The 20,083-nt window shown below is 66.1% G+C and carries 21 protein-coding genes and 1 tRNA gene; 6 read left to right on the forward strand and 16 right to left on the reverse strand.

Annotation, left to right across the window (positions count from 1 at the left end):
* Window position 1: 1 nt before the first annotated feature.
* Window positions 2-850: a formyltetrahydrofolate deformylase gene (gene purU / locus CCA01S_RS02200; RefSeq protein ID WP_066453410.1), complete on the forward strand. Its 849-nt coding sequence runs from the start codon at window positions 2-4 to the stop codon at window positions 848-850.
* A gap of 4 nt (window positions 851-854) precedes the next feature.
* Here purU and CCA01S_RS02205 read toward each other — a convergent pair whose 3' ends face one another.
* The 7 genes from CCA01S_RS02205 to mog form a co-directional block, all read right to left on the reverse strand.
* Window positions 855-1,301 (reverse strand): MaoC family dehydratase, encoded by a 447-nt coding sequence (locus tag CCA01S_RS02205; protein WP_066453413.1) that lies wholly within the window; start codon window positions 1,299-1,301, stop codon window positions 855-857.
* 104 nt (window positions 1,302-1,405) lie between these two features.
* The gene (locus CCA01S_RS02210) at window positions 1,406-2,464 is read right to left on the reverse strand and encodes an L-threonylcarbamoyladenylate synthase (RefSeq protein WP_066453416.1); all 1,059 of its coding nucleotides are present in this window, start codon (window positions 2,462-2,464) and stop codon (window positions 1,406-1,408) included.
* Complete coding sequence (locus tag CCA01S_RS02215; protein WP_084386351.1) at window positions 2,457-3,695, reverse strand: 5-(carboxyamino)imidazole ribonucleotide synthase; 1,239 nt, start codon at window positions 3,693-3,695, stop codon at window positions 2,457-2,459. The genes CCA01S_RS02210 and CCA01S_RS02215 overlap by 8 nt, the downstream gene beginning before the upstream one ends.
* Complete coding sequence (gene purE, locus CCA01S_RS02220; protein WP_066453419.1) at window positions 3,692-4,240, reverse strand: 5-(carboxyamino)imidazole ribonucleotide mutase; 549 nt, start codon at window positions 4,238-4,240, stop codon at window positions 3,692-3,694. Before purE ends, CCA01S_RS02215 begins: the two co-directional genes overlap by 4 nt.
* Window positions 4,237-5,124, reverse strand: coding sequence for a phosphoribosylaminoimidazolesuccinocarboxamide synthase (locus CCA01S_RS02225; RefSeq protein ID WP_066453422.1), 888 nt, complete (start codon window positions 5,122-5,124; stop codon window positions 4,237-4,239). Before CCA01S_RS02225 ends, purE begins: the two co-directional genes overlap by 4 nt.
* Before the next feature lie 5 nt (window positions 5,125-5,129).
* Window positions 5,130-6,194 (reverse strand): class II fructose-bisphosphate aldolase, encoded by a 1,065-nt coding sequence (fba, locus tag CCA01S_RS02230; protein WP_066453424.1) that lies wholly within the window; start codon window positions 6,192-6,194, stop codon window positions 5,130-5,132.
* Between the two features lie 118 nt (window positions 6,195-6,312).
* A complete protein-coding gene (gene mog, locus CCA01S_RS02235) occupies window positions 6,313-6,939 on the reverse strand; it encodes a molybdopterin adenylyltransferase (protein ID WP_084386352.1) in 627 nt (208 codons plus the stop codon).
* A 240-nt stretch (window positions 6,940-7,179) separates the two neighbouring features.
* Here mog and CCA01S_RS02240 point away from each other — a divergent pair, with 240 nt between their 5' ends.
* The gene (locus CCA01S_RS02240; protein WP_084386354.1) at window positions 7,180-8,070 is read left to right on the forward strand and encodes a TOBE domain-containing protein; all 891 of its coding nucleotides are present in this window, start codon (window positions 7,180-7,182) and stop codon (window positions 8,068-8,070) included.
* A gap of 130 nt (window positions 8,071-8,200) precedes the next feature.
* On the opposite strand, the gene CCA01S_RS02245 is transcribed toward CCA01S_RS02240, so the two are convergent.
* From CCA01S_RS02245 to modA, 3 genes are all read right to left on the reverse strand, one after another.
* A complete protein-coding gene (locus CCA01S_RS02245; protein ID WP_066453429.1) occupies window positions 8,201-8,998 on the reverse strand; it encodes an ABC transporter ATP-binding protein in 798 nt (265 codons plus the stop codon).
* Window positions 8,995-9,678: a molybdate ABC transporter permease subunit gene (modB, locus tag CCA01S_RS02250; protein WP_066453431.1), complete on the reverse strand. Its 684-nt coding sequence runs from the start codon at window positions 9,676-9,678 to the stop codon at window positions 8,995-8,997. Before modB ends, CCA01S_RS02245 begins: the two co-directional genes overlap by 4 nt.
* Before the next feature lie 143 nt (window positions 9,679-9,821).
* Window positions 9,822-10,571, reverse strand: a complete 750-nt coding sequence (gene modA / locus CCA01S_RS02255) for a molybdate ABC transporter substrate-binding protein (protein WP_066453434.1) — start codon at window positions 10,569-10,571, stop codon at window positions 9,822-9,824.
* Between the two features lie 254 nt (window positions 10,572-10,825).
* On the opposite strand from modA, the gene xerD reads away from it, so the two are divergent.
* Together xerD and CCA01S_RS02265 are read left to right on the forward strand one after the other, a co-directional pair.
* Window positions 10,826-11,761 carry a site-specific tyrosine recombinase XerD gene (gene xerD, locus CCA01S_RS02260; RefSeq protein WP_084386356.1) on the forward strand — a complete coding sequence of 312 codons (936 nt, stop codon included), beginning with the start codon at window positions 10,826-10,828 and terminating at the stop codon, window positions 11,759-11,761.
* 89 nt (window positions 11,762-11,850) lie between these two features.
* On the forward strand, window positions 11,851-12,342 hold the full coding sequence (locus tag CCA01S_RS02265; RefSeq protein WP_066453437.1) for an aminoacyl-tRNA deacylase: 492 nt from the start codon (window positions 11,851-11,853) through the stop codon (window positions 12,340-12,342).
* 37 nt (window positions 12,343-12,379) lie between these two features.
* Here CCA01S_RS02265 and CCA01S_RS02270 read toward each other — a convergent pair.
* Window positions 12,380-12,454, reverse strand: a tRNA-Arg gene (locus tag CCA01S_RS02270).
* 257 nt (window positions 12,455-12,711) lie between these two features.
* On the opposite strand from CCA01S_RS02270, the gene CCA01S_RS02275 reads away from it, so the two are divergent.
* Together CCA01S_RS02275 and CCA01S_RS02280 are read left to right on the forward strand one after the other, a co-directional pair.
* Complete coding sequence (locus CCA01S_RS02275) at window positions 12,712-13,542, forward strand: creatininase family protein (protein ID WP_066453441.1); 831 nt, start codon at window positions 12,712-12,714, stop codon at window positions 13,540-13,542.
* 52 nt (window positions 13,543-13,594) lie between these two features.
* Window positions 13,595-14,983, forward strand: a complete 1,389-nt coding sequence (locus CCA01S_RS02280; protein ID WP_066453448.1) for a YncE family protein — start codon at window positions 13,595-13,597, stop codon at window positions 14,981-14,983.
* Window positions 14,984-15,085: 102 nt separating this feature from the next.
* On the opposite strand, the gene CCA01S_RS02285 is transcribed toward CCA01S_RS02280, so the two are convergent.
* From CCA01S_RS02285 to CCA01S_RS02305, 5 genes are all read right to left on the reverse strand, one after another.
* Entirely contained in the window at window positions 15,086-16,987 is a 1,902-nt protein-coding gene (locus tag CCA01S_RS02285; protein ID WP_084386358.1) for a bifunctional diguanylate cyclase/phosphodiesterase, read from the reverse strand.
* 22 nt (window positions 16,988-17,009) lie between these two features.
* Window positions 17,010-17,657, reverse strand: a complete 648-nt coding sequence (locus CCA01S_RS02290) for a transglutaminase-like cysteine peptidase (protein WP_439951495.1) — start codon at window positions 17,655-17,657, stop codon at window positions 17,010-17,012.
* Between the two features lie 356 nt (window positions 17,658-18,013).
* A complete protein-coding gene (locus tag CCA01S_RS02295; protein ID WP_066453455.1) occupies window positions 18,014-18,940 on the reverse strand; it encodes a nucleotidyl transferase AbiEii/AbiGii toxin family protein in 927 nt (308 codons plus the stop codon).
* Window positions 18,941-18,992: 52 nt separating this feature from the next.
* Window positions 18,993-19,685, reverse strand: a complete 693-nt coding sequence (abiEi, locus tag CCA01S_RS02300) for a type IV toxin-antitoxin system AbiEi family antitoxin (protein ID WP_180984229.1) — start codon at window positions 19,683-19,685, stop codon at window positions 18,993-18,995.
* A gap of 85 nt (window positions 19,686-19,770) precedes the next feature.
* A partial coding sequence (locus CCA01S_RS02305; RefSeq protein WP_198149887.1) for a DUF4351 domain-containing protein occupies window positions 19,771-20,083 on the reverse strand: 313 nt, incomplete at its 5' end.

Here is a 20,083-nt window from a genome sequence, read left to right on the forward strand (position 1 = left end):
GATGCACGACTACATCCTGACGCTTTCCTGCCCCGACCGCATGGGCATCGTCCACACGGTCAGCAGCTGGCTGCTGACGCACCACGGCAACATCATCCACGCCCAGCAGTTCGGCGACCTGGACACGCAGCAGTTCTTCCTGCGCGTGCACTTTTCTTTACCGCAGGAAGCCACGGTCGAGGCCCTGCAGCACGACTTCGCTGGCGTGGCCGAGCGCTTCGGCATGCAATACCAGTTGCACGACCCGCGCCGCAAGGCCAGGCTGCTGATCCTGGTCAGCCGCCAGGGGCACTGCCTGAACGACCTGCTGTTTCGCATCGGCAGCGGCCAGATGCCCGCCGAGGTGGCGGGAGTCGTCTCCAATCACACGGATTTTCAGCCGCTGGTGCAGTCGCACGGCCTGCCCTTTCACCACCTGCCCGTCACCCCCGAGACCAAGGCGGCGCAAGAGCGGCAGATTCTGGCGCTGGTCGAGCAGGCGAGTGTGGATCTCGTCGTGCTGGCGCGCTATATGCAGATTTTGTCCAGCGAGCTCTGCGGCGCGCTGGAAGGCCGGGCCATCAACATCCACCACAGCTTCCTGCCCAGCTTCAAGGGTGCGCGGCCCTACTACCAGGCCCACGCGCGCGGCGTGAAGATCATCGGCGCCACGGCCCATTATGTGACCCAGGATCTGGACGAGGGCCCCATCATCGAGCAGGACATCGAGCGCGTGGATCACGCCATGGGCCCCCGGGACCTGACGCGCATCGGCAGCGACGTGGAATCGGTGGTGTTGTCGCGCGCGGTGCGCTGGCACGTGGAACACCGCATTCTGCTCAATGGCCGACGCACGGTGGTGTTCAAATAGAGGTTCAGGCGGCGGGCAGTTCGAGCTCGAACAGGCTGGTGACTTCCACCTCGAATACCTGCTGCTGATCCTGGTTGAACAGGCGCCACGTCCAGCGCATGATGCCCAGGTCTTCGCGCGAAGACGACACCCGCTTGGAATCGACGGTGGCTTCGAGGCGCAGCTGATCGCCCGCATGCACCGGGAGTATCCAGCGCAGGCGCTCGAGCCCGGGCGAGCCGAACGACTCGGAGTCGTGCAGCGCGGCCTCGACGGCCATGCGCATCGCCAGGCCGCAGGTCATCCAGCCACTGGCGATCAGGCCGCCCCAGCGGCTGTCTTGCGCACGCTGGGCATCCACGTGAAACCACTGCGGATCATACGCCTTGGCAAAGGCCAGCATCTCGGCTTCGTCGACCACCACGGGGCCATGACGGATGACCAGGCCAGGTTCGAATTCCTTGAATTTCATGACAGTATCCAGAACAGTCCCGGGGGCCTGCGCCCCGCAGCACGACAATGGGCCAGTTTAACCGGAGACGGCGGTCGCCGCCCCCCGCGCGTCGCTGCTCAGACTCAGATCGTGAACGCGGCGGCGGCCCGACTGATGCGATCGTTGACCCCCTGCCACTCGGGCCCCTGGGGAGGCCGCTGCAGCAGGATGCGGTCATAGGCGGCGGCATCCAGCTCGCGCAGCACGGCGTACAGGCGCCGGGCATAGGTAGCCGGGTTGGCGGGCAGGACGATCCAGTCCACCCCGCGCGGCGCGGGGCCGGGCGCGGCATCGAGCACCACCACGGCCAGGCGCACCGGCGCCGCGTGACGGCCGTCTTGCCGCGCCTCGCAGGCCAGCACGGCGTCCTGCGCCTGGCTGAGCAGCTGCGCAACATCACCGCTCAGCAACGCCACCGGCGTATGCGGGGCATAGTGCGCCTTGAGCGAGCCCGACACCCGGGGCGCCGCGGCATCGGGCTGGGCTGGCAGGCTGCCCAGCACCTCGGCCAGCTGCAAGACGGTGATCCGCCCTGGGCGCAGCAAAGCGGGCCCCATCCCCTGATCCAGGCGCGACAGGTCGAGAATGGTGGATTCGATGCCCACCTGCGACTCACCCCCTTCGAGAATCATCAGGGACTGCGTGTCCAGATCGGGAAATTCGGCGCGCACGTGTTCCGCCCGGGTGGGCGACACGTGGCCGAACTGATTGGCCGACGGGGCCGCCACCCCGCCGCAGCCATGCGGCTTGAGCGCGGCAAAGACGTGCAGCAGGCTCTGCGCCACCGGATGCGAGGGGCAGCGCAGGCCAATGCTGTCCTGGCCGCCGCTGACGGCGGCGGGAATATGCGCGGCGCGCGGCAGGATGAGCGTAAGCGGCCCGGGCCAGAAGGCCGCCATCAGCTGGCGCGCCTGGTGCGGCACCGTGGCGGCCCAGTACGCGGGATCGGTATCCGGGGCCAGGTGCACGATCACGGGATGGTTGGCCGGGCGTTTCTTGGCCGCGTAGATTTGGGCCACCGCCCGCGGGTTTTCGGCGTCGGCCCCCAGGCCGTACACGGTTTCCGTGGGGAAGGCCACCAGACGGCCCTGGGCCAGACGGTGCGCGGCCTCGATGATGAGGCCCTGATCCAGCCTAGGCATCGGGCAGCCCCAGCACGGCATTGACCTGGGCAATGCGCGCATGCAGCTCGGCGGCCGTCGGGGCCAGCACGTTGACATGGCCCATCTTGCGGGCGGGGCGCGCGTCGGCCTTGGCATACAGGTGCAGGCGCGTGCCCGGCACCGCCAGCACACCGGCCCAGTCGGGCTCGCGCCGTCGGCCTTGCGCGTCGAACCAGAGGTCGCCCAGCAGATTGAGCATGGCGGCGGGACACAGGGTGTCGCTGTCGCCCAGCGGCAGGCGCGCCATGACGCGGGCCTGCTGTTCGAACTGGCTGACCAGGCAGCCGTCTTGCGTATAGTGGCCACTGTTGTGCGGCCGAGGCGCCATCTCGTTGGCCAGCACCCGGCCGTCGCGCAGCACGAAGAATTCGACGCACAGCACGCCGTGGTAATCGAGGTGCTCGGCCACCTGCAAGGCGTGCTGGCGCGCCACGTCGGCCACGCTGGCGGGCACCGAACCGTCCACCACCGACAGGGCCAGGATGCCGTTGAGATGCGCATTGCGCGAGGGTGGATAGGTGACGGTCTGGCCGTCCAGCCCGCGCGCCACGATCACGGAAATTTCGTATGCCAGCGGCTGCAGGGCTTCGAGAATGCAGGGCACCCCCTGAAGGGATTCGAACGCCGTGCGCGCCTCGGCGCGCGAAGCCACGCGCGCCTGGCCCTTGCCATCGTAGCCCAGGCGGTTGGTCTTGAGCACCCCCGGAAACAGCGTCTCGTCACAGGCGTCCAGGTCGGCCAGCACCCGCACGGCGGCATGGGCGGCCACCGGCACGCCCGAGGCCTGCAGATACGACTTTTCGGCCAAGCGGTCTTGCGCGATGGCCACAGAATCACCCGCGGGCGTCGTCAGGCAGCCGGCCGCCGCCAGGCGGCGCAGGCTGTCGGCCGGGACGTTTTCAAATTCGGTGGTGACGGCCACGCACAGCTGCGCGAGCGCATCCAGTGCCCGGGGGTCGTCGTACGCCGCGCGCAGGTGACGGTCGGCCACCATGCCCGCCGGGCTGGACTCGGCGGGATCGAGCACGGCCACGTGATAGCCCAGGGCCTGGGCGGTGTGACAGAACATGCGGCCCAGCTGGCCGCCGCCCAGCACACCCAGCCAGGAACCGGGCGCGGCGGGCGCCAGCGGCAGGCGCACGACGGTGGCCTCGACGGCCTGGCCCCGGGATGCCGCCTGCTGCGCGCCGTGGTTTGCAGGATGGCTCATGCGGCCTCCGGCGGCACCACCATGGCGCGCGCGGCCTCGGTTTGCCGGGTGCGGTATTCTTGCAGGCGGCGCAGCAGCGCGGGGTCGTTCATGGCAAGGTTGGCGACCACGTGCAAGGCCGCATTGGCCGCCCCGGATTCGCCGATGGCGAAGGTGGCCACAGGCACGCCGCGCGGCATCTGCACGATCGACAACAGGGAATCTTCGCCGCGCAGGTAGCGTGAGGGCACGGGCACGCCAAAGACGGGCACCGGCGTCAGTGCCGCCATCATGCCGGGCAGATGGGCAGCGCCCCCGGCCCCGGCCACGATGGCCCGCAGGCCGCGCGCCACGGCCTGGGCGCCGTACTCGACCATGTCGAGCGGCATGCGGTGCGCCGAGACGACCCGGGCCTCATGGGTGATGCCGAACTCATCAAAGACTGCCACGGCATGGCGCATGACGTCCCAGTCACTGGACGAGCCCATGATGATGCCGACCTGCGGCGCCACCGGGCGCGCATCGGCGGCAGACACGGGATCGGAGACAGGCTGCGCAGCCGTCATGCCGCCCCCTGGGTCAGGCGATCGAGGGCTTCCTGGTACTTGGCGGCGGTGCGTTCCATGACCTCGGCGGGCAGGCGCGGCGCGGGCGGCGTCTTGTTCCAGTCTTGCGTCTCGAGCCAGTCGCGCACGAACTGCTTGTCGAAGGACGGCGGGCTGATGCCCAGCGCGTGGCTGTCGGCGGGCCAGAAGCGGGACGAATCGGGCGTGAGCACTTCGTCCATGAGATGCAGCGTGCCTTGGGCATCGAGGCCGAACTCGAACTTGGTGTCGGCAATCAGAATGCCGCGGCTGCGCGCATAGGTGGCCGCCTCGGTGTAGAGCGCCAGCGTGACGCGGCGGATCTCGGCGGCCAGATCGGCCCCCACTTGCGCCACGACGTAGTTGAAATCGACGTTTTCGTCGTGCTGGCCGAATTCGGCCTTGGCCGCCGGCGTGAAGATGGGCTCGGGCAGCTGCTGGGCCTGACGCAGGCCGGGCGGCAAGGCGATGCCACACACGGCCCCGCTGGCCTGGTAGTCTTTCCAGCCCGAGCCGATGAGGTAGCCGCGCGCCACGGCCTCGACGAGGATGGGGTCGAGGCGCTTGACCACCATGGCGCGACCCGCCACCTGTTCGCGCTCGTCGGGTGCCACCACGTCTTCGGGGGCAATGCCCGTGACGTGCGTGGGCACCAGGTGCCCCAGGCGCTCGAGCCAGAACTCGGTGAGCGCCGTGAGCACCTTGCCCTTGCCGGGGATGGGGTCGTCGAGAATCACGTCGAAGGCCGAGATCCGGTCGGTGGCGACGATGAGCAGTTTGTCTTCGCCCACGGCGTACATGTCGCGGACCTTGCCGCGCCCCAGCAGGGGCAGCGACTGAATGGAAGATTGGAGCAAGGCCTTCATCGGGTTTATTTCACCAGTTGCTTGAGTTCGCCCGCGGCATAGCGGGCCGCCATGTCCGACAGGGGGATGGCTTTGATCTTGGAGGCGTGACCGGCCGTGCCGAATTGTTCGTAGCGCGCCAGGCAGACTTTCTTGGCCGCTTCGCGGGCAGGCTTGAGGTATTCGCGCGGGTCGAACTTGCCGGGGTTTTCGGCCAGAAAGCGGCGAATGGCGCCCGTCATGGCCAGGCGGATGTCGGTGTCGATGTTGACCTTGCGCACGCCGAACTTGATGGCTTCTTGCAGCTCTTCGACGGGCACGCCGTAGGTTTCTTTCATGTCGCCGCCAAACTGGCGGATTTCGGCCAGCAGTTCTTGCGGCACGCTGGAGCTGCCGTGCATCACCAGGTGGGTGTTGGGCAGGCGCGCGTGGATTTCCTTGATGCGTTGCACCGAGAGGATGTCGCCCGTGGGCTTGCGCGTGAACTTGTAGGCGCCGTGGCTGGTGCCCACGGCAATGGCCAGGGCGTCGAGCTGGGTCTGCTGGACGAAGTCGGCCGCCTGTTCGGGGTCGGTGAGCAGTTGTTCGCGCGTCATGGTGCCCTCGGCGCCGTGACCGTCTTCTTTGTCGCCCTTCATGGTTTCGAGCGAACCCAGGCAGCCCAGTTCACCTTCGACGGTGACGCCCAGCTTGTGCGCCATGGCCACCACCTGCCTGGTGACGTCCAGGTTGTATTCGTAGGAAGAGATGGTCTTGCCGTCGGCCATCAGCGAGCCGTCCATCATGACGCTGGAGAAGCCCAGATTGATGGCCCCCTGGCAGACGTCGGGCGACTGGCCGTGATCCTGGTGCATGACCACCGGGATGTGGGGATAGGATTCGACCGCGGCCTGAATGAGGTACTTGAGAAAGCCTTCGCCGGCATACTTGCGGGCGCCCGCGGAGGCCTGCATGATGACGGGGCTGTCCGTCTGCGCCGCGGCCTCCATGATGGCCTGGACTTGTTCCAGATTGTTGACGTTGAATGCCGGAATCCCGTAGCCGTGTTCGGCTGCGTGATCGAGGAGCTGACGCATGGAAACCAGGGCCATGGCTGGACCTCCAAAGGGTGAAATAGTGGAAAAATCGGATTCCGGGATTTTAAGGCGTAATGGGAATTACTGCTGATGACCAGCAGAAACACGCAGCGCCGGTACTGCGCGCGGCGCCCTACGGCCGGCGCAACGCCGACTTGGGCCGAAACGCCTTGACGATGGCTTCATCCGTCTCGACATAGGGGCCGCCGATGAGATCGAGACAATACGGTACGGCGGCAAACACCCCTGGCACCTGTACGCCGCCGTCGGCCCCGCGCAGACCTTCCAGGGTTTCGGCAATGGCCTTGGGCTGGCCGGGCAGATTGATGATGAGCGCCGCGTGGTCGGGCAGCTCGCGGATCACCGCCACCTGGCGCGACAAAATGGCCGTGGGCACGAACTTCAGGCTCACCTGGCGCATCTGCTCGGCAAAGCCAGGCATCTCGCGCGTGGCCACGTCCAGCGTCGCTTCGGGCGTGACGTCCCGGCGGGCCGGCCCCGTGCCGCCCGTGGTCAGCACCAGGTCGCAACGCGCCGCGTCCACCAATTCACGCAAGGTCGCGACAATGCCGTCGCGCTCGTCCGGAATGAGGCGCGAGACGATCTGTGGCGGCTGCGTCAGCGTGCGCCGCAACCAGTCGCTGAGCGCGGGGATGCCCTGATCCTGGTAGACGCCGGACGAGGCCCGGTCGGACACGGACACCAGGCCCACGATCAGCTGATCGGGGTGCTGGCGCTGCAAAGGAAAGTGCTCGGACATGGGACAACCCCTGTGAAAACGAACGATGGCAGCCATTTTATTTGATGGCTCGCGACCGTACCGGAATCTGCCTGGCCGATCCGCGCCGCTGCCAGCCGCATCGGCCCCGCATCGACCCCACATCGGCCCGACCCGCTATGATGATGACAGCGCGACGCGCGTGCGGGCAGCGCCGTTTGGCGGCACCATGGCGCCAGCACGCCCTCCCTGCCGACTTCCACCCGTACCAAACCACCGCCCATGCAAGCACCAGCTCGTCCAGAATTAAGCACCACGCTCAGCCTGCGCAGCGGCGATCAGACCTGGGGGTCCGAGCGCCGCATGGCGCTGTTGGCCGCCATCGACACCGAAGGCTCGATCAGCGCCGCGGCGCGCAAGGTGGGCCTGAGCTACAAGGCCGCCTGGGACGCGGTGGATCTCATGAACACAGCGGCGGGCGACCTGTTGGTCGAGCGCGTCACGGGGGGCAGGCGCGGCGGCGGCGCGGCGCTGACCGACCGCGCACGCCAGTTGCTGGCCTGGTATCAAGCCGCCCAGGCCGAACACCAACGCTTCATGGACGCCCTCGCGCGCGTCGACCCCGACAGCCTGCACAATCTCAACCTGCTGCACCGCATGACGCTGCAAACCTCGGCGCGCAACCGCTTCGAGGGCACCGTCACGGACATCGTCTCCGACGGCATCAACGACCGCGTCCAGCTGCGTCTGAACGACGCCACGACGCTGACCGCCACACTCACCCACGCCAGCACCGAGCGGCTGCTGCTGTCCGTCGGGCGACAGGCCCTGGCCTTCATCAAGGCCCAGGCGGTTCATATCGACCTTGACCCGGTTCTCAGCCCAGACCCGGACACCAGCCCGCAAAACCGGACCGCCGCATCCCGGGCCCAGCCAGCAGGGGCGGCCGCCGCAGGGGTTCGCGCCCACCCAGCGGAAAACCGCTGGACGGGCCGCATCAGCGACCACGTCGAAGACGCGACCCGCGACGAAATCACGCTGCAGATCACGCCCCGCCTGCACGTCACCGGGCTGGCCGCCCGCGATGCGGGAGGTGGCGCGACGCCTGTGGCGGGCACCCTCGCCCGCGCCAGCTTTCACGCCCGGGACGTGCTCATCGGCACCCTGGACTGAACCATCACACAGGCAGTCCACAGGCGCAAGCAGTCCACACTCGGCGCCCACGAAGGCGCAGGAGGCGCACAGCCCGATCCGGGCAGAATGCCGCGAACACGCTGGATCGCACACAGAACAGCCCGAACGTTCAGGGAACCACGTCCCGACTGCCCACCACGACCCCCTGGGCAATCTCGAACACCTGATCGGCCAGCGCCTGCACATCCGCCGGATCGTGCGTGATGAGCACGGTCGGGATGTCGATGTCGCGCTGCAACTGCGCGAGTTCAGTGCGCATTTGCGCGCGCAGGCCCACGTCCAGCGCGGACAGGGGCTCGTCCAGCAGCAGCAGGCCGGGATCGGTGGACAAGGCGCGCGCCAGCGCCACGCGCTGACGCTGCCCGCCCGACAACTGCGACGGATAGCGGTCGAGCAGCCCAGCCAGATGAAAGGCGCGAACCCAGCGCATGGCCTGCTCGGGCAGTGCGCGGGCCCGGCCCAACGACCGGGCATCTCGCCCCGCCCAGGCGGCCACGTCATCGGGCGATGTGCCCTGCGCCGCACGTGGCCGATTCCGTGCCGCGCTTCGATGCAGCCAATGCAGGCCTGCGGGCCAGTTGAGCCACCCCTTGCGCAGGCCAAAGCCGATGTTCTGCCGCACCGTGAGATGCGGGAACAAGGCGTAATCCTGGAACAGATAGGCCAGGCGCCGCTCGCGCGGCGGCACGTCGATCCCGGCGGCGGCGTCGAACAGCACCCGCCCATCGACCTGGATGTGACCCGCCTCGGGCCGCAGCAGGCCGGCCAGCGCCTGCATCGTCAGGGTCTTGCCCGAGCCCGATGGCCCGAAGAGCGCCACGCGGCGTGCCTCGGTCTGCCAGACCGGCTGCAGCAAAAAGCCGTCGGCGCCGCCCACACGGCAGCGGATGTCCACCCGCACGCTCATGAACGCCTCACCCGGCGCGGCACGCGGCCACCCGGCATGAGCCAGGCGGCCAGGCACAGCACCACGACGCAGGTCAGCGATGTGACCAGCACCAGCACGTTGGCGGTGTCGTCGTTGCCCGCCTGCACGGCCTCGTAGATGGCAATGGACAAGGTCTGCGTCTTGCCGGGGATATTGCCCGCCACCATGAGGGTGGCGCCAAATTCGCCCAGTGCGCGGGCAAAGGCCAGCAGCACACCCGCCAGAATGCCGCGCGACGCCAGCGGCAGGCTGACGCGAAAGAACACGGCGGCGGGCGACACGCCCAGCACCGCAGCAGCCTGTTCAAGTCGATGATCGACATCCAGAAAAGCGGCACGCGCGGCCTTCAGCACCATGGGAAACGCCACGACCGCCGCCGCCACCACCGCCCCCTGCCAGGTGAAGACCAGCTCGATGCCATGCGCCTGCAGCCACTGCCCCAGCGCGCCCCGGCGACCCAAGAGCACCAGCAGGTAATAGCCCGTGACCGTGGGCGGCAGCACCATGGGCAAGGTGAGCAAGGCGTCGAGCACGTCGCACCAGCGCGACGACCAGCGCGACAGCCCGTAGGCCACGGCAATGCCGCCCACGGTGGCAAGCGCCGTGGCCCAGCCGGCCACTTTCAGGGACAGCAGCAAAGGCACCCAGAGTTCAGGCATGACGCACCAGCCCCGGCGCGCACGCGCTGGCGATGTGACGGGCGCAAACGCAGACACAGATGCGGATGCGGATGCGGGTGATGATCAACAACAAAACAGCCATAAAAATGTGCCTGTACGCCGCCTGTCGGCGCAAAAGGCCATCAGGGCCGGGCAAAGCCATACGTGGCCAGCACAGCCTGCCCTTCGGGTGAGAGCACGTATTGCAGGAAGCCAGCCGCCTCGGGCGCTCGGCCCGCGCGCGTCACCAGGGCAATCGGGTAGACCACCGGCGTGGGCGTATCGACCGTCTGCACGACCTTGACCTTGTCTTTCATGATCGCGGCGTCCGTGGCGAACACGAAGCCGGCATCCACCTCGCCACGCTCGACGTAGCTAAGCACCTGGCGCACGTTCTGGCCCAAAATCTCGTGCGCCTTGACCGCATCCCAGGCCCCGGCCTTTTCGAGCGCGGCCTTGGTGTAGCGCCCCACGGGGACGGAATCCGGGTTGCCCAGCGCGATACGCTGCACGCCCGGCTTGCCGAAATCCCGCAAGGACTGGATGCCCTGCGGATTGTTCGCGGGCACCACCAGCACCACCTCGTTGCGCACAAAATTGGCCCGGGTGGCCGGATCGACCGCCTTGGCCTGCACGGCTTTATCCATGGCTTTCTGGTCGGCCGAGGCGAAGACATCCGCCGGCGCCCCTTCGACGATCTGGCGCAGCACCACGTCCGAGGCGCCAAACGTCGTCAGCACTTCGGTGCCCGGATGCGCCTTCTCGTACTGGGCGGCCAGATCTTTGAAGGCATTAGTGAGACTGGCGGCGCCCGCCACCAGCACTTGTCCGGCCATGGCGGGCGCCACCAGGCACGAAAGGGCGCAGAGCGCAAACACGCGGCGAAACAGCATCGGGGACTCCTGTGAAAGGCAAGCAGTCAATAAAACGGCAAGCAAACGACAAGCGGTATAGCGCACGCCCGGCAGGGAGACGAGTGGTCGACGATTGTTCGGCGACCATCCGATGGTCACCAGGCAGCTATCGTAATATATATAGGTATATTGCGCCAGAAAATTTTGGCATTCGTCCCCATGTGTCGGCGCCTGTCCTGGGCCCGGACGCCGGTATCCCGTGTCGGCGTGGCAAGACGGGTAAAATCGCAGGCATGCTGACGCAGAATTCCAGGGCCGACATGTCCACGCAGCCCGCTCCATTTCCAAGCATCGACGCCTTTCTGGATGCCCTGTGGCTGGAAGACGGCCTGGCCGACAACACCCTGGCGGCCTATCGGCGCGACCTCAGCGCCTTTGGTCATTGGCTGCGGCAACGCAACAGCCAATGCCCGCCCGAGGCGGCGCGCAAAGAAGACATCCAGACGTGGCTGGCCACGCAATTTCAGCAGACCAAGGCCAGCACGGCCAACCGCCGCCTGGCGGCCCTGCGCCGTTTTTATCTCTGGGCCCTGCGCCGCGGCCTGTGCCACGAAGACCCCTGCCTGGGCCTGCACAGCGCGCGCCAGCCCGCCCGCTTCCCCAAGACCCTGTCGGAAACCCAGGTAGACCGGCTGCTGGACGCCCCCGATACCACCAGCACGCTGGGGCTGCGCGACCGCGCCATGCTGGAAACCCTGTATGCCACGGGCCTGCGCGTGAGCGAACTGGTGAACCTGAACGTGCAAGACACCAGCCTGAGCGACGGCGTTGTGCGCGTGGTGATGGGCAAAGGCGCCAAAGACCGCCTGGTGCCCCTGGGCGCCGAGGCCCTGCACTGGATCGAGCGCTATTTGCACGAAAGCCGTCCCGCCATCCTGGGAGCGCGGCTGTGCGACGCCATCTTCGTCACCACCCGCGGCGCGGCCATGACGCGCCAGGCCTTCTGGCTGTTGATCCGCAAATACGCCCAGCAGGCCGACATCCACGTGCCGCTGTCGCCGCACGTGCTGCGCCACGCCTTCGCCACCCACCTGCTGAACCACGGCGCCGACCTGCGCGTGGTGCAGATGCTGCTGGGCCACGCCGACATCTCCACTACCCAGATCTACACCCACGTCGCCCGCGAGCGCCTGAAGACCCTGCACGCGCAGCACCACCCACGCGCCTGACACCGTACCGAATCCCTCTGAATACAGCACGGATCACGACACGCCCGACCGCAGCCGCCCCAGCCCGACACCTACGAACCACGATCACCATGAGCAAAGCCAAGCACACCTCGGAGACCCCCGCCACGCACTGGTTGCGGCAGCAGAAGATCGCCTTTGGCGAACACCCCTACGAATACGTGGATCACGGCGGCGCGCGCGAGGCCGCGCATCAGCTGGGCGTGCCGCTGCATCAGGTAGCCAAAACGCTCATCATGGAAGACGAGCACGGCCACCCGCTGGTGGTGCTGATGCACGGCGACTGCGAGGTATCCACGAAAAACCTGGCGCGCCAGACGGGCGCCAAGAAAATCAGCCCCTGCACGCCCGAGACCGCCCAGCGCAATTCAGGCTACCAGGTGGGCGGCACATCGCCCTTTGCCACCCGCAAGCACATGCCGGTCTGGGTCGAGGAAACCCTGCTGCAATACGACACGGTGTACCTGAACGGCGGGCGGCGCGGTTATCTGATCAGCGTCGCATCCAGCGTGCTGGTGGGCGCACTGGGCGGCAAGCCCGTGCAGGTCGCTATCGAGGGCTGACCACGCCCCGTGCCAGACGGCGCGGGGACGAAAAAACTGGCGTCTCCTGCTGGAATCGAACCAGCAATCTTCCCTTAGGAGGGGAAAGTTATATCCATTTAACTAAGGAGACCGTGGCGTGCCCAAGGCCAGCAAAGCGGCCGGGCGCAAAGAACCGGTGCGCGAACGCAACACCTGACGCGTTTGCTGCAGACAGACACACAGCGCTGCGCCAGGCAGTAGTATAAATCATGCTCTCCGGTCACACGGCGCTGTGCCCGGCCCCCGTGTACACCCCTGGGCGGTCTCATGGCCTGTCTGACCCCACTGCAGCAACCCGTTTCAATCCTGGCGCACCCTACCCTGGCGTCCCCCACCAAACAACGGCGGATGCGACGGGCGGCACTGACCCTGTGCCTGGCCCTCGGCGCGCTTGGGGCCGCCCTGCCTCCGCAGGCGCGCGCCGCGTCCAGCGTCTACCTTGAAGACCTGACCTCGCCCGAGCTGAAGGCGCGCATCGCCGCAGGCGCCACCACCCTCCTCATCCCCATTGGCGGCACCGAACAAAGCGGGCCCAACATCGCGCTGGGCAAACACAACGCGCGCGCGCACCTGCTGGCGGGCCAGATCGCCCAGGCGCTGGGCAACGCCATCGTCGCGCCCACCATCGCCTACGTGCCCGAGGGGTCGATCACCCCGCCCGCCGCGCACATGCGCTTTGCCGGCACGATCTCCGTGCCCGAAGCCACCTTTGAATCCGTGCTGGAATCCGCCGCTCGCAGCTTCAGGCAGCACGGCTTCACCGACATCTTCTTTCTGGGCGACCACGGCGGCTACCAGCACAGCGAAAGCAAGGTCGCCACGCGGCTGAACCAGGCCTGGGCCAAAGCCCCCGGCAGCCGCGCCTACGCCCTGCTCGACTACTACCGCGTCACCCAGACCGCTTACGTAGACGCGCTCAAGCAGCGCGGCTACAGCGCCGCCGAGATCGGCACGCACGCGGGCCTGGCCGATACCTCGCTGTCCCTGGCACTCGACCCCGCCCAGGTGCGCGGCCCGCTGCTCGTGCACGGCGCCCAATGGGGCCCAAGCCAGGGCGTGCACGGCAACCCCACCCGGGCCAGTGCGGCGCTGGGTCGGCTGGGCGTGCGCCTGATCGTCGATACCTCCGTGGCCGCCATCCGCACGGCGGTCAAGCAGCACGCGGCCGCGCGCCACTGAACACCCTTTCCCGCATTCCAAAGCCACTCTGTTCAAGCACAAGGAGTTCATCGTGGTATTGAAAAAATCGCTCGTCTGGGCGGCTGTCGCGGCAGGCGCCGCAGCCGTGGCCGTCGGCGTGATTGGCACCTGGACGGCGCCTGAGACGTCAGCTGCGGCAGATCAGCCCCCCACCGCCCAGAGCCCGACGCCCCAGGGCCAGGCAGATCAAGGCCAGGCCACCGCCCAGGCAGCAACGGCCACCTCGAACCAGGCCTCCGCCACGCAGGCCGCCGCCACGCAGGCCTCCGCCACAGTCGGCGGCGCCATTGCCACGGTGCCTGGCATGCCGCCCGTCATCGACCCGCACAATGCCTACAGCGAGATCGGCCCCAGCCACCTGAGCCCGGCGCTGGCCCACGACCTGGCGCGCGTCTACGTACCCAATCTGCGCAGCGACGATGTCTCGGTGATAGACCCGGCGACCCTCAAGGTCGTGGATACCTTCAAGGTGGGCAAGAGCCCGCAGCACGTCGTGCCCTCGTGGGACTTGCGCACCCTGTGGGTGGCCAACAACGCCGAGCGCAGCAACGACGGCAGCCTCACTCCGATCGATCCCACCACTGGCAAACCGGGCGCGTCGGTGCCGGTGGATGATCCCTACAATATGTACTTCACGCCAGATGGCAAATCAGCCATCGTCGTGGCTGAAGCCCGCAGGCGGCTGGACTTCCGCGATCCGCACACCATGGTCATGCAGTTTTCCATCAGCGTGCCCGACTGCGGCGGCCTGAACCACGCCGACTTTTCCATCGACGGCAAATACGCCCTGTTCACCTGCGAATTCGACGGCAGCGTGGCCAAGATCGACATGGTGAACCACACCGTGCTGGGCTACCTGAAACTGCCGCTGCCCGCCACGCGCATGCGGGAAGACAGCGCGCACCACGCAGGGCAGATGAAGATGCCCAAGAAAGGCATGCCGCAAGACGTGCGCATTTCGCCCGACGGCAAGCGTTTCTACATCGCCGACATGGAAGCCGACGGCGTCTTCATCGTCGATGGCGACGCCTTCAAGCAAGTCGGCTTCATCCCCGTGGGCCTGGGCACCCACGGCCTGTATCCCAGCCGTGATGGCAAATCGCTGTACATCACCAGCCGCGGCACCCACGCCATCCACGGCAAGCCCAAGGGCAAGGGCAGCGTGGCCGTGATGGACTTCGCCAGCGAAAAGATCGTGGCCGACTGGCCGATCCCGGGCGGCGGCAGCCCCGACATGGGCAACGTCAGCGCGGACGGCAAGTGGCTGTGGCTGTCGGGGCGCTTCGACGACGTGGTCTACCGCATCGACACGCAGACCGGCGAGGTCAAGCAGGTGAAAGTGGGCGGCGAACCCCACGGCCTGACCGTCTGGCCGCAGCCCGGGCGCTATTCGCTGGGCCACACCGGCAACCTGCGCTGACCTGCTCAAGAGGCCCGCGCCGGACGCCGACCGCTGGCCACCGGGCGCCAAGTATCGGACGCTGGACACCGGGCCCCGGGCGCCCCCCAGGGCGGGCGCGGTTCAGCGCGCTTCGAGATCGACCTTGACGCCGATCTCCCGCGCCGTCTCCCGCAGCGCGGTCAGCAGGTGGCGCGCACCCGGGCTGTCGGCTTGCGCGGCGATGAGCGCGCCCGACACCCGCACGTAGTCGGGCTTGAGTTCGTGCAGATAGAGCAGCGCATCGGGCTGCTCGGCAAAGCGGCGCAAGCCGATGCGCACTTGCTGCGCCTGCAGCACCCGGGCAAAGGCCATGATCGGCTCGCGGTGCGACACCAGCCCATAGGCATCCAGCTCGACCAGCAGGCGGGCGGCCTGTTCGGGGCGCCCCGCAAGGCGCGCCTGGACGTTCTCGGCAAACCCCTCATGCAGAATGGAGGCCAGCGACACCTTCAGGATGAGTTCGCCCGGATTGGTGGCGAGCCAGTTTAGCCCCAGCCCCATGGCCTGGGCATCGCAGTCGCCCGACACCCCAAGCCGCACGGCGGGCGGCATGAACAGATACCCGGACAACGGCTCGGCGGCCCCGGGTTCTTGCAGCATCAGCGTGCCCTGCATGCGCTCGTGACCCTCGGCCACGGCTGAAGTGTCGGCCTGCAGGGACAGCGAAAACCAGCCCTCATCCAGCGCCCCGCGCAGCAGATCGCGCCACGCCTGTTCGCCGCCCACGTGCCCCGCCACGCGAATCCGGGCTTCCTGGTCGGGTAGATATTCCACCTGGTCGCTGCCAGCGCTTTCGGCCCGCATCAGGGCTTCGTCCAGGCGCGTCATCACCTGCGACAGGTTTTCTCCCGAGGCGTAGTCCGTCAAGGCCATGCGCCAGCGGCACAGGCCCGCCTGGCCCAGCGCGATGCGCTGCGCCTGCAGCACGTCGGCCACGGCCTTGGCCACCCGTACGGCCACCGGGCCGGGCACCATGGGCAGCATGAAGGCAAAGTCGGAACCATTGAGACGCGCCACCCAGGCCTGCGGGTTCACGCGCACGTGCAGCAGCTCGAGCACCAGCTGCCCCACGTTGCGCAGCCATTGATCGACCACCAGCCGGTTCTGCGACTGATTCACCGCCCCCAGGTCGCACTGCCGGAACAGCATGACGTGGCCGCTGCTCTCGACGGCGCTGCCCGGCTGTTCGAGCATGCGACGCAGCTCGTTGATGAAATACTTGCGGTTGGCCAGCCCCGTGACTGGATCTTGGTTGAGTTCCAGCTTGAGCGACTCGATCTGCGCCTCGCGTTCGGCCGCCGTCGCCCGCACCTGCTCGTGCGTGCGCACGATCGCCTGGGAGACTTCCCGCAGTTCGGCGATGGCCACGTGGCGCGCCGGGGGTAGGCTGCCATCGCCTTCGCGCGCGGCCAGGGCCTGGACCCGGGCCATGACGTCGTCATGCAGGGCGCGGCGCAGCCAGCGCATCAGCACCATCACGAACAGGCCCCACAGCACCCCCGCCACCACCGTGAGCGACACGATGCGCACCGTGCTCGTCCACAGGGCATCGCGCGCATAAGCGTCGTTGGCCTGCAGGCGCACCACGCCCAGCTGCGACCAGCCGTTGGTCACCTGGCGCTGCGCTTCGTGGCGCTGCAGCGGCAGCAGGTGGCTGAACCAGGCGGGGGCGTCTTCTTGCGCCTGCTGCCCGTCGCCCATTTCACGACGGATGAGGATGCGGCCCGTGGGATCGAGAAATTCGACCACGCGGAACTGGCCGCTGTCGAACAGCACGGACACCAGCAGCTCGCGCACCGTGGCATCCTGATTGGACGGCTGCGACAGCGTCAGGGCGAGCGACGTCGCGGTGGAATCGCTTTGCGCCTGCAGCTGCGTATCCAGATACTGGCGCGCCGAGCCAATGCTGAACACGGTCGCCCCCACCAGGATCACCAGAATCGCCAGCGTCACACTGAGTAGTAACTGCCTTAAGAGAGACATGACATTCCTTTTTCAAACCTGGTTATGGTTGGAACCCTTCGGCGCGCATCTTGCGCAGCAGGTCGCGCCAGCGGCCGATCTGATCCACCGAACGGCGCGCGCCACCCGGCATGTAGATGCCCCGCGCATTGAAGCTGAACACGGGCGTGAGGTCGGGCCGCAGATGCGCCAGCTGAATACGATCGACCAGGCTGTCGAGCACCAGGGGCTCGGCCTGCGGGCTGGGGTAATAGCCCAGCACCATATGCGCGATGCTCTGGTTGCCCACCTGCGCCCGCACGTAGACCAGCCGCAGTTTTTCGGGCGGCACACCAAGATCGATGAGCGAAAAATACTTGCCGATGACGTAATCTTCGCAATCCCCCGCCCCCTTGGACAGGGACTCGACGGGCGTCGCCCAGTAATCGACCGTGTGCCAGATGGTGATGTCCTCGCCGCCGATGAGGGCCGAGTTCCAGAAATCATTGACGGCCCTGAGCTTTTCTTGTTCGCTCAAGCCCTTGGCCTGCGCAAGCATGGCCTGCCACGCCAGAACCGCCCGCTCGGCCCGAGCACCGTAATGTTTGCGCGCATACGCCTGCAAAGCCGACGGGTCGAAGGCAAACGCCGGAGCCGGCGCTGGCACGGCGACCAACACCAGACACAGCCCCACGAGCGCAGGCAGCGCCACACGAGCTGTCGCAGAGTGTATCCAGCGATCAAACATTTATTGATTTTGATACAGAACCCGCCCCGAAGGAAGGGGATAGCGGCGAGAAAACCCAGGCTGGGGATGCACGAGCGTAACAAATCACCCGCGCCACGGCTATTGGCGAGGACGACAGGATTCTATTCTGCCCATGGCCACAGCCAGCCCGGCTCTCGCCGGATCACCGCCGCTTACTTCGGCGCCACGGCCTCGCCACACAACGGCCTCGACCCCGAGGTTGGCGGGTCAGCGTCCGAGTGGCTTTCCGCCACCTCCCATTTCCCGAGCCTCTAGTGCGTTTACAGCGACCTGGACGGGTTGCACCAAGGACTGTTGGGCTACATCCGAAATCGGTCATCCAGGGATTGGAGGGGCATCAGCGCAATTTCCACCTCAGCCAACATATTCCCCACCTCATTGGCCAAGAAGGCGTCAAAGCCCAGCGCGCCGATGGTTCGATTTTGCACATCCTGAGGCAGGAATCGACTCATTTCATCCTTGAATGCTGCGCTTTGCGTGATTTGCGGCAACCGATCGATCATCTTTCGCAATCGCTCCAGGTAGTTCGGCTCGCCGTAGTCACTGACCTTATTGGCAACCATATCTGACGAAAGAACCGCGCCACGCTGTTGCAGCCAGCGCAGATCCCAAATATCCCGATGACGCACATACCGCGCACAACTTGGCAGCGACACGAGCTTGTCAGCCATGATCTCGTTCATGGTCTCCACGCCAACGAGCACGTCCGAGTAGCCATCTGGCAGGAATTGATAGTTTCTGGCCAGGCTTTTGAGCTCGCGGGTATAGGCGGGGACATTTGCCACTTCGAGCTTGATGCGCTGCCTGGGAATATCCGGTCGATCAGGTGAGGTCTGAATGCTAATTTGCCATTTCGAGATGCCGATAGATGGCCCCCCCCCTTCGTGGACGTCGATCAATGGTCGAACCTTGGGCTCTTTCACCTGAATCAATAAGCCGTAACGGGCGCTCAGGTAATCCTCAAGACACGCCTTAATATCACGCAGTGCGCTGAGCTCAAAGTTCGATCCACCTGCGAAATCAAGATCCTCTGAGAATCTTGGCGCCCCATGACACAAGCGCAAAGATGTCCCACCCTGAAAAGTCAACTTGTCGAGTAGCTTACCTTGGGATAACGCGAAAAGAATGTCGTAGTGCAGCAGCTCTTTTTCGATCACCGCACGCATGTGCGCACGACCCGGCTCGCGCATGGCCAGATACACCAGTTCATTGAAGGCCTCTCGCATTACATTTCTCTATCGAGTCTGTTGTGCTGATGTTTGTGCGCCATGGCCTCGCTCATGGCCTTGGGCGGTCGAACGGGTATGTACTAGGGGCCCCTCGAGGTTGATCACCGCCCACCTGTCCGCCGTCCATGGACTCTGCAAGAACCTCTTCGAACTCCGCCATATCAACCAGATGTAGATTGCGCCCTACCCGGCGCAAATCCCTCAATGCTGTTTCAACTTTGGCCACCCTCAGCGGACGTCCATCAACTCGGTTGATCGCCTTGCGCAAGCCTGCTGGCGCTCGATCTGTATGGGTGAACTCAATGGTTCCATAAGGCGTCATAAATTCTCCCGAGCGCCCTGTCGTCATGACAGTGATGCGTCCCACAGGAATCTGAGAGATGACCCCGTACTCCGAGAGCGCGGACTCAAGGCTCACGTAACTCAAGTCGGCCGGGCGCAAGGCTATAGCCACATGCTCAATCGTCCAGGAGTCCCGGCTCTTCGCCGCTTCGTGGACATACACCCCCCGCGCAGCGGACACAAGAAGCCCCGCGCCAACCATGCGGGCAAGACCCTCGGAAAAGGTCTTCTCCGACTCGTGAGCAAAAGCCGTACGCAGATTCTGGCGCCGAATCACATACATGCCCAGAGCATCCATTGCTTGCAAAGCTTTGATAAGTTCGATCTGAGTCAATTTATCTATACACGAATACCATGTTAAGATAGGATAAGCGTATGGATAACCGATGTCAAGAATCATCTAACGATAACCGCCTCTCCCCACATCCCGCAACGGCATTGGGCACGCCACTGAACTGAAAGGCACCCTCGCGATTGATCGGATTTCAATCCCTGAACACATCGTCCAGAGTCGTGGCATCCACAAAGTTCAGCGACCAAGCCTCCAGGTCTTTTGCCTGGGCGCGACGAACGCGTTGGGTAACGGCCTTAGCCACCGGGCCAAAGCGACGCTCAATTTGAAGCAAGAGCAGTTCGGCTTGACCCTCAGCCCGGCCCTTCTCCATCCCCAGCCGCTCGGCAACCAATACGTAACTCATTTTTCGCTCCTGTCCCATGACCACCACGACAAACGGGTTCGTGCGCGCCAGCGATTTCAGCTCGCCCCAGCGGCCCAGCCATTGAGACAAGTGTACGACA

Source organism: Castellaniella caeni NBRC 101664 (genome assembly GCF_001592225.1).
Taxonomy (GTDB): Bacteria; Pseudomonadota; Gammaproteobacteria; order Burkholderiales; family Burkholderiaceae_B; genus Castellaniella; species Castellaniella caeni.

Bases quoted from the DNA above. Each gene is read 5' to 3' on its own strand.
- CCA01S_RS02225 (WP_066453422.1), bottom strand. From the start codon at position 5,124: ATGAAGGCCTTGCTCCAATCTTCCATTCAGTCGCTGCCCCTGCTGGGG.
- fba (WP_066453424.1), bottom strand. From the start codon at position 6,194: ATGGCCCTGGTTTCCATGCGTCAGCTCCTCGATCACGCAGCCGAACAC.
- abiEi (WP_180984229.1), bottom strand. From the start codon at position 19,685: ATGATTCTTGACATCGGTTATCCATACGCTTATCCTATCTTAACATGG.
- xerD (WP_084386356.1), top strand. From the start codon at position 10,826: ATGCTGACGCAGAATTCCAGGGCCGACATGTCCACGCAGCCCGCTCCA.
- CCA01S_RS02295 (WP_066453455.1), bottom strand. From the start codon at position 18,940: ATGCGAGAGGCCTTCAATGAACTGGTGTATCTGGCCATGCGCGAGCCG.
- CCA01S_RS02285 (WP_084386358.1), bottom strand. From the start codon at position 16,987: ATGTCTCTCTTAAGGCAGTTACTACTCAGTGTGACGCTGGCGATTCTG.
- modA (WP_066453434.1), bottom strand. From the start codon at position 10,571: ATGCTGTTTCGCCGCGTGTTTGCGCTCTGCGCCCTTTCGTGCCTGGTG.
- purU (WP_066453410.1), top strand. From the start codon at position 2: ATGCACGACTACATCCTGACGCTTTCCTGCCCCGACCGCATGGGCATC.
- CCA01S_RS02210 (WP_066453416.1), bottom strand. From the start codon at position 2,464: ATGCCTAGGCTGGATCAGGGCCTCATCATCGAGGCCGCGCACCGTCTG.
- CCA01S_RS02245 (WP_066453429.1), bottom strand. From the start codon at position 8,998: ATGAGCGTGCGGGTGGACATCCGCTGCCGTGTGGGCGGCGCCGACGGC.
- purE (WP_066453419.1), bottom strand. From the start codon at position 4,240: ATGACGGCTGCGCAGCCTGTCTCCGATCCCGTGTCTGCCGCCGATGCG.
- CCA01S_RS02205 (WP_066453413.1), bottom strand. From the start codon at position 1,301: ATGAAATTCAAGGAATTCGAACCTGGCCTGGTCATCCGTCATGGCCCC.
- CCA01S_RS02275 (WP_066453441.1), top strand. From the start codon at position 12,712: ATGCGACGGGCGGCACTGACCCTGTGCCTGGCCCTCGGCGCGCTTGGG.
- CCA01S_RS02265 (WP_066453437.1), top strand. From the start codon at position 11,851: ATGAGCAAAGCCAAGCACACCTCGGAGACCCCCGCCACGCACTGGTTG.
- modB (WP_066453431.1), bottom strand. From the start codon at position 9,678: ATGCCTGAACTCTGGGTGCCTTTGCTGCTGTCCCTGAAAGTGGCCGGC.
- mog (WP_084386352.1), bottom strand. From the start codon at position 6,939: ATGTCCGAGCACTTTCCTTTGCAGCGCCAGCACCCCGATCAGCTGATC.
- CCA01S_RS02240 (WP_084386354.1), top strand. From the start codon at position 7,180: ATGCAAGCACCAGCTCGTCCAGAATTAAGCACCACGCTCAGCCTGCGC.
- CCA01S_RS02215 (WP_084386351.1), bottom strand. From the start codon at position 3,695: ATGAGCCATCCTGCAAACCACGGCGCGCAGCAGGCGGCATCCCGGGGC.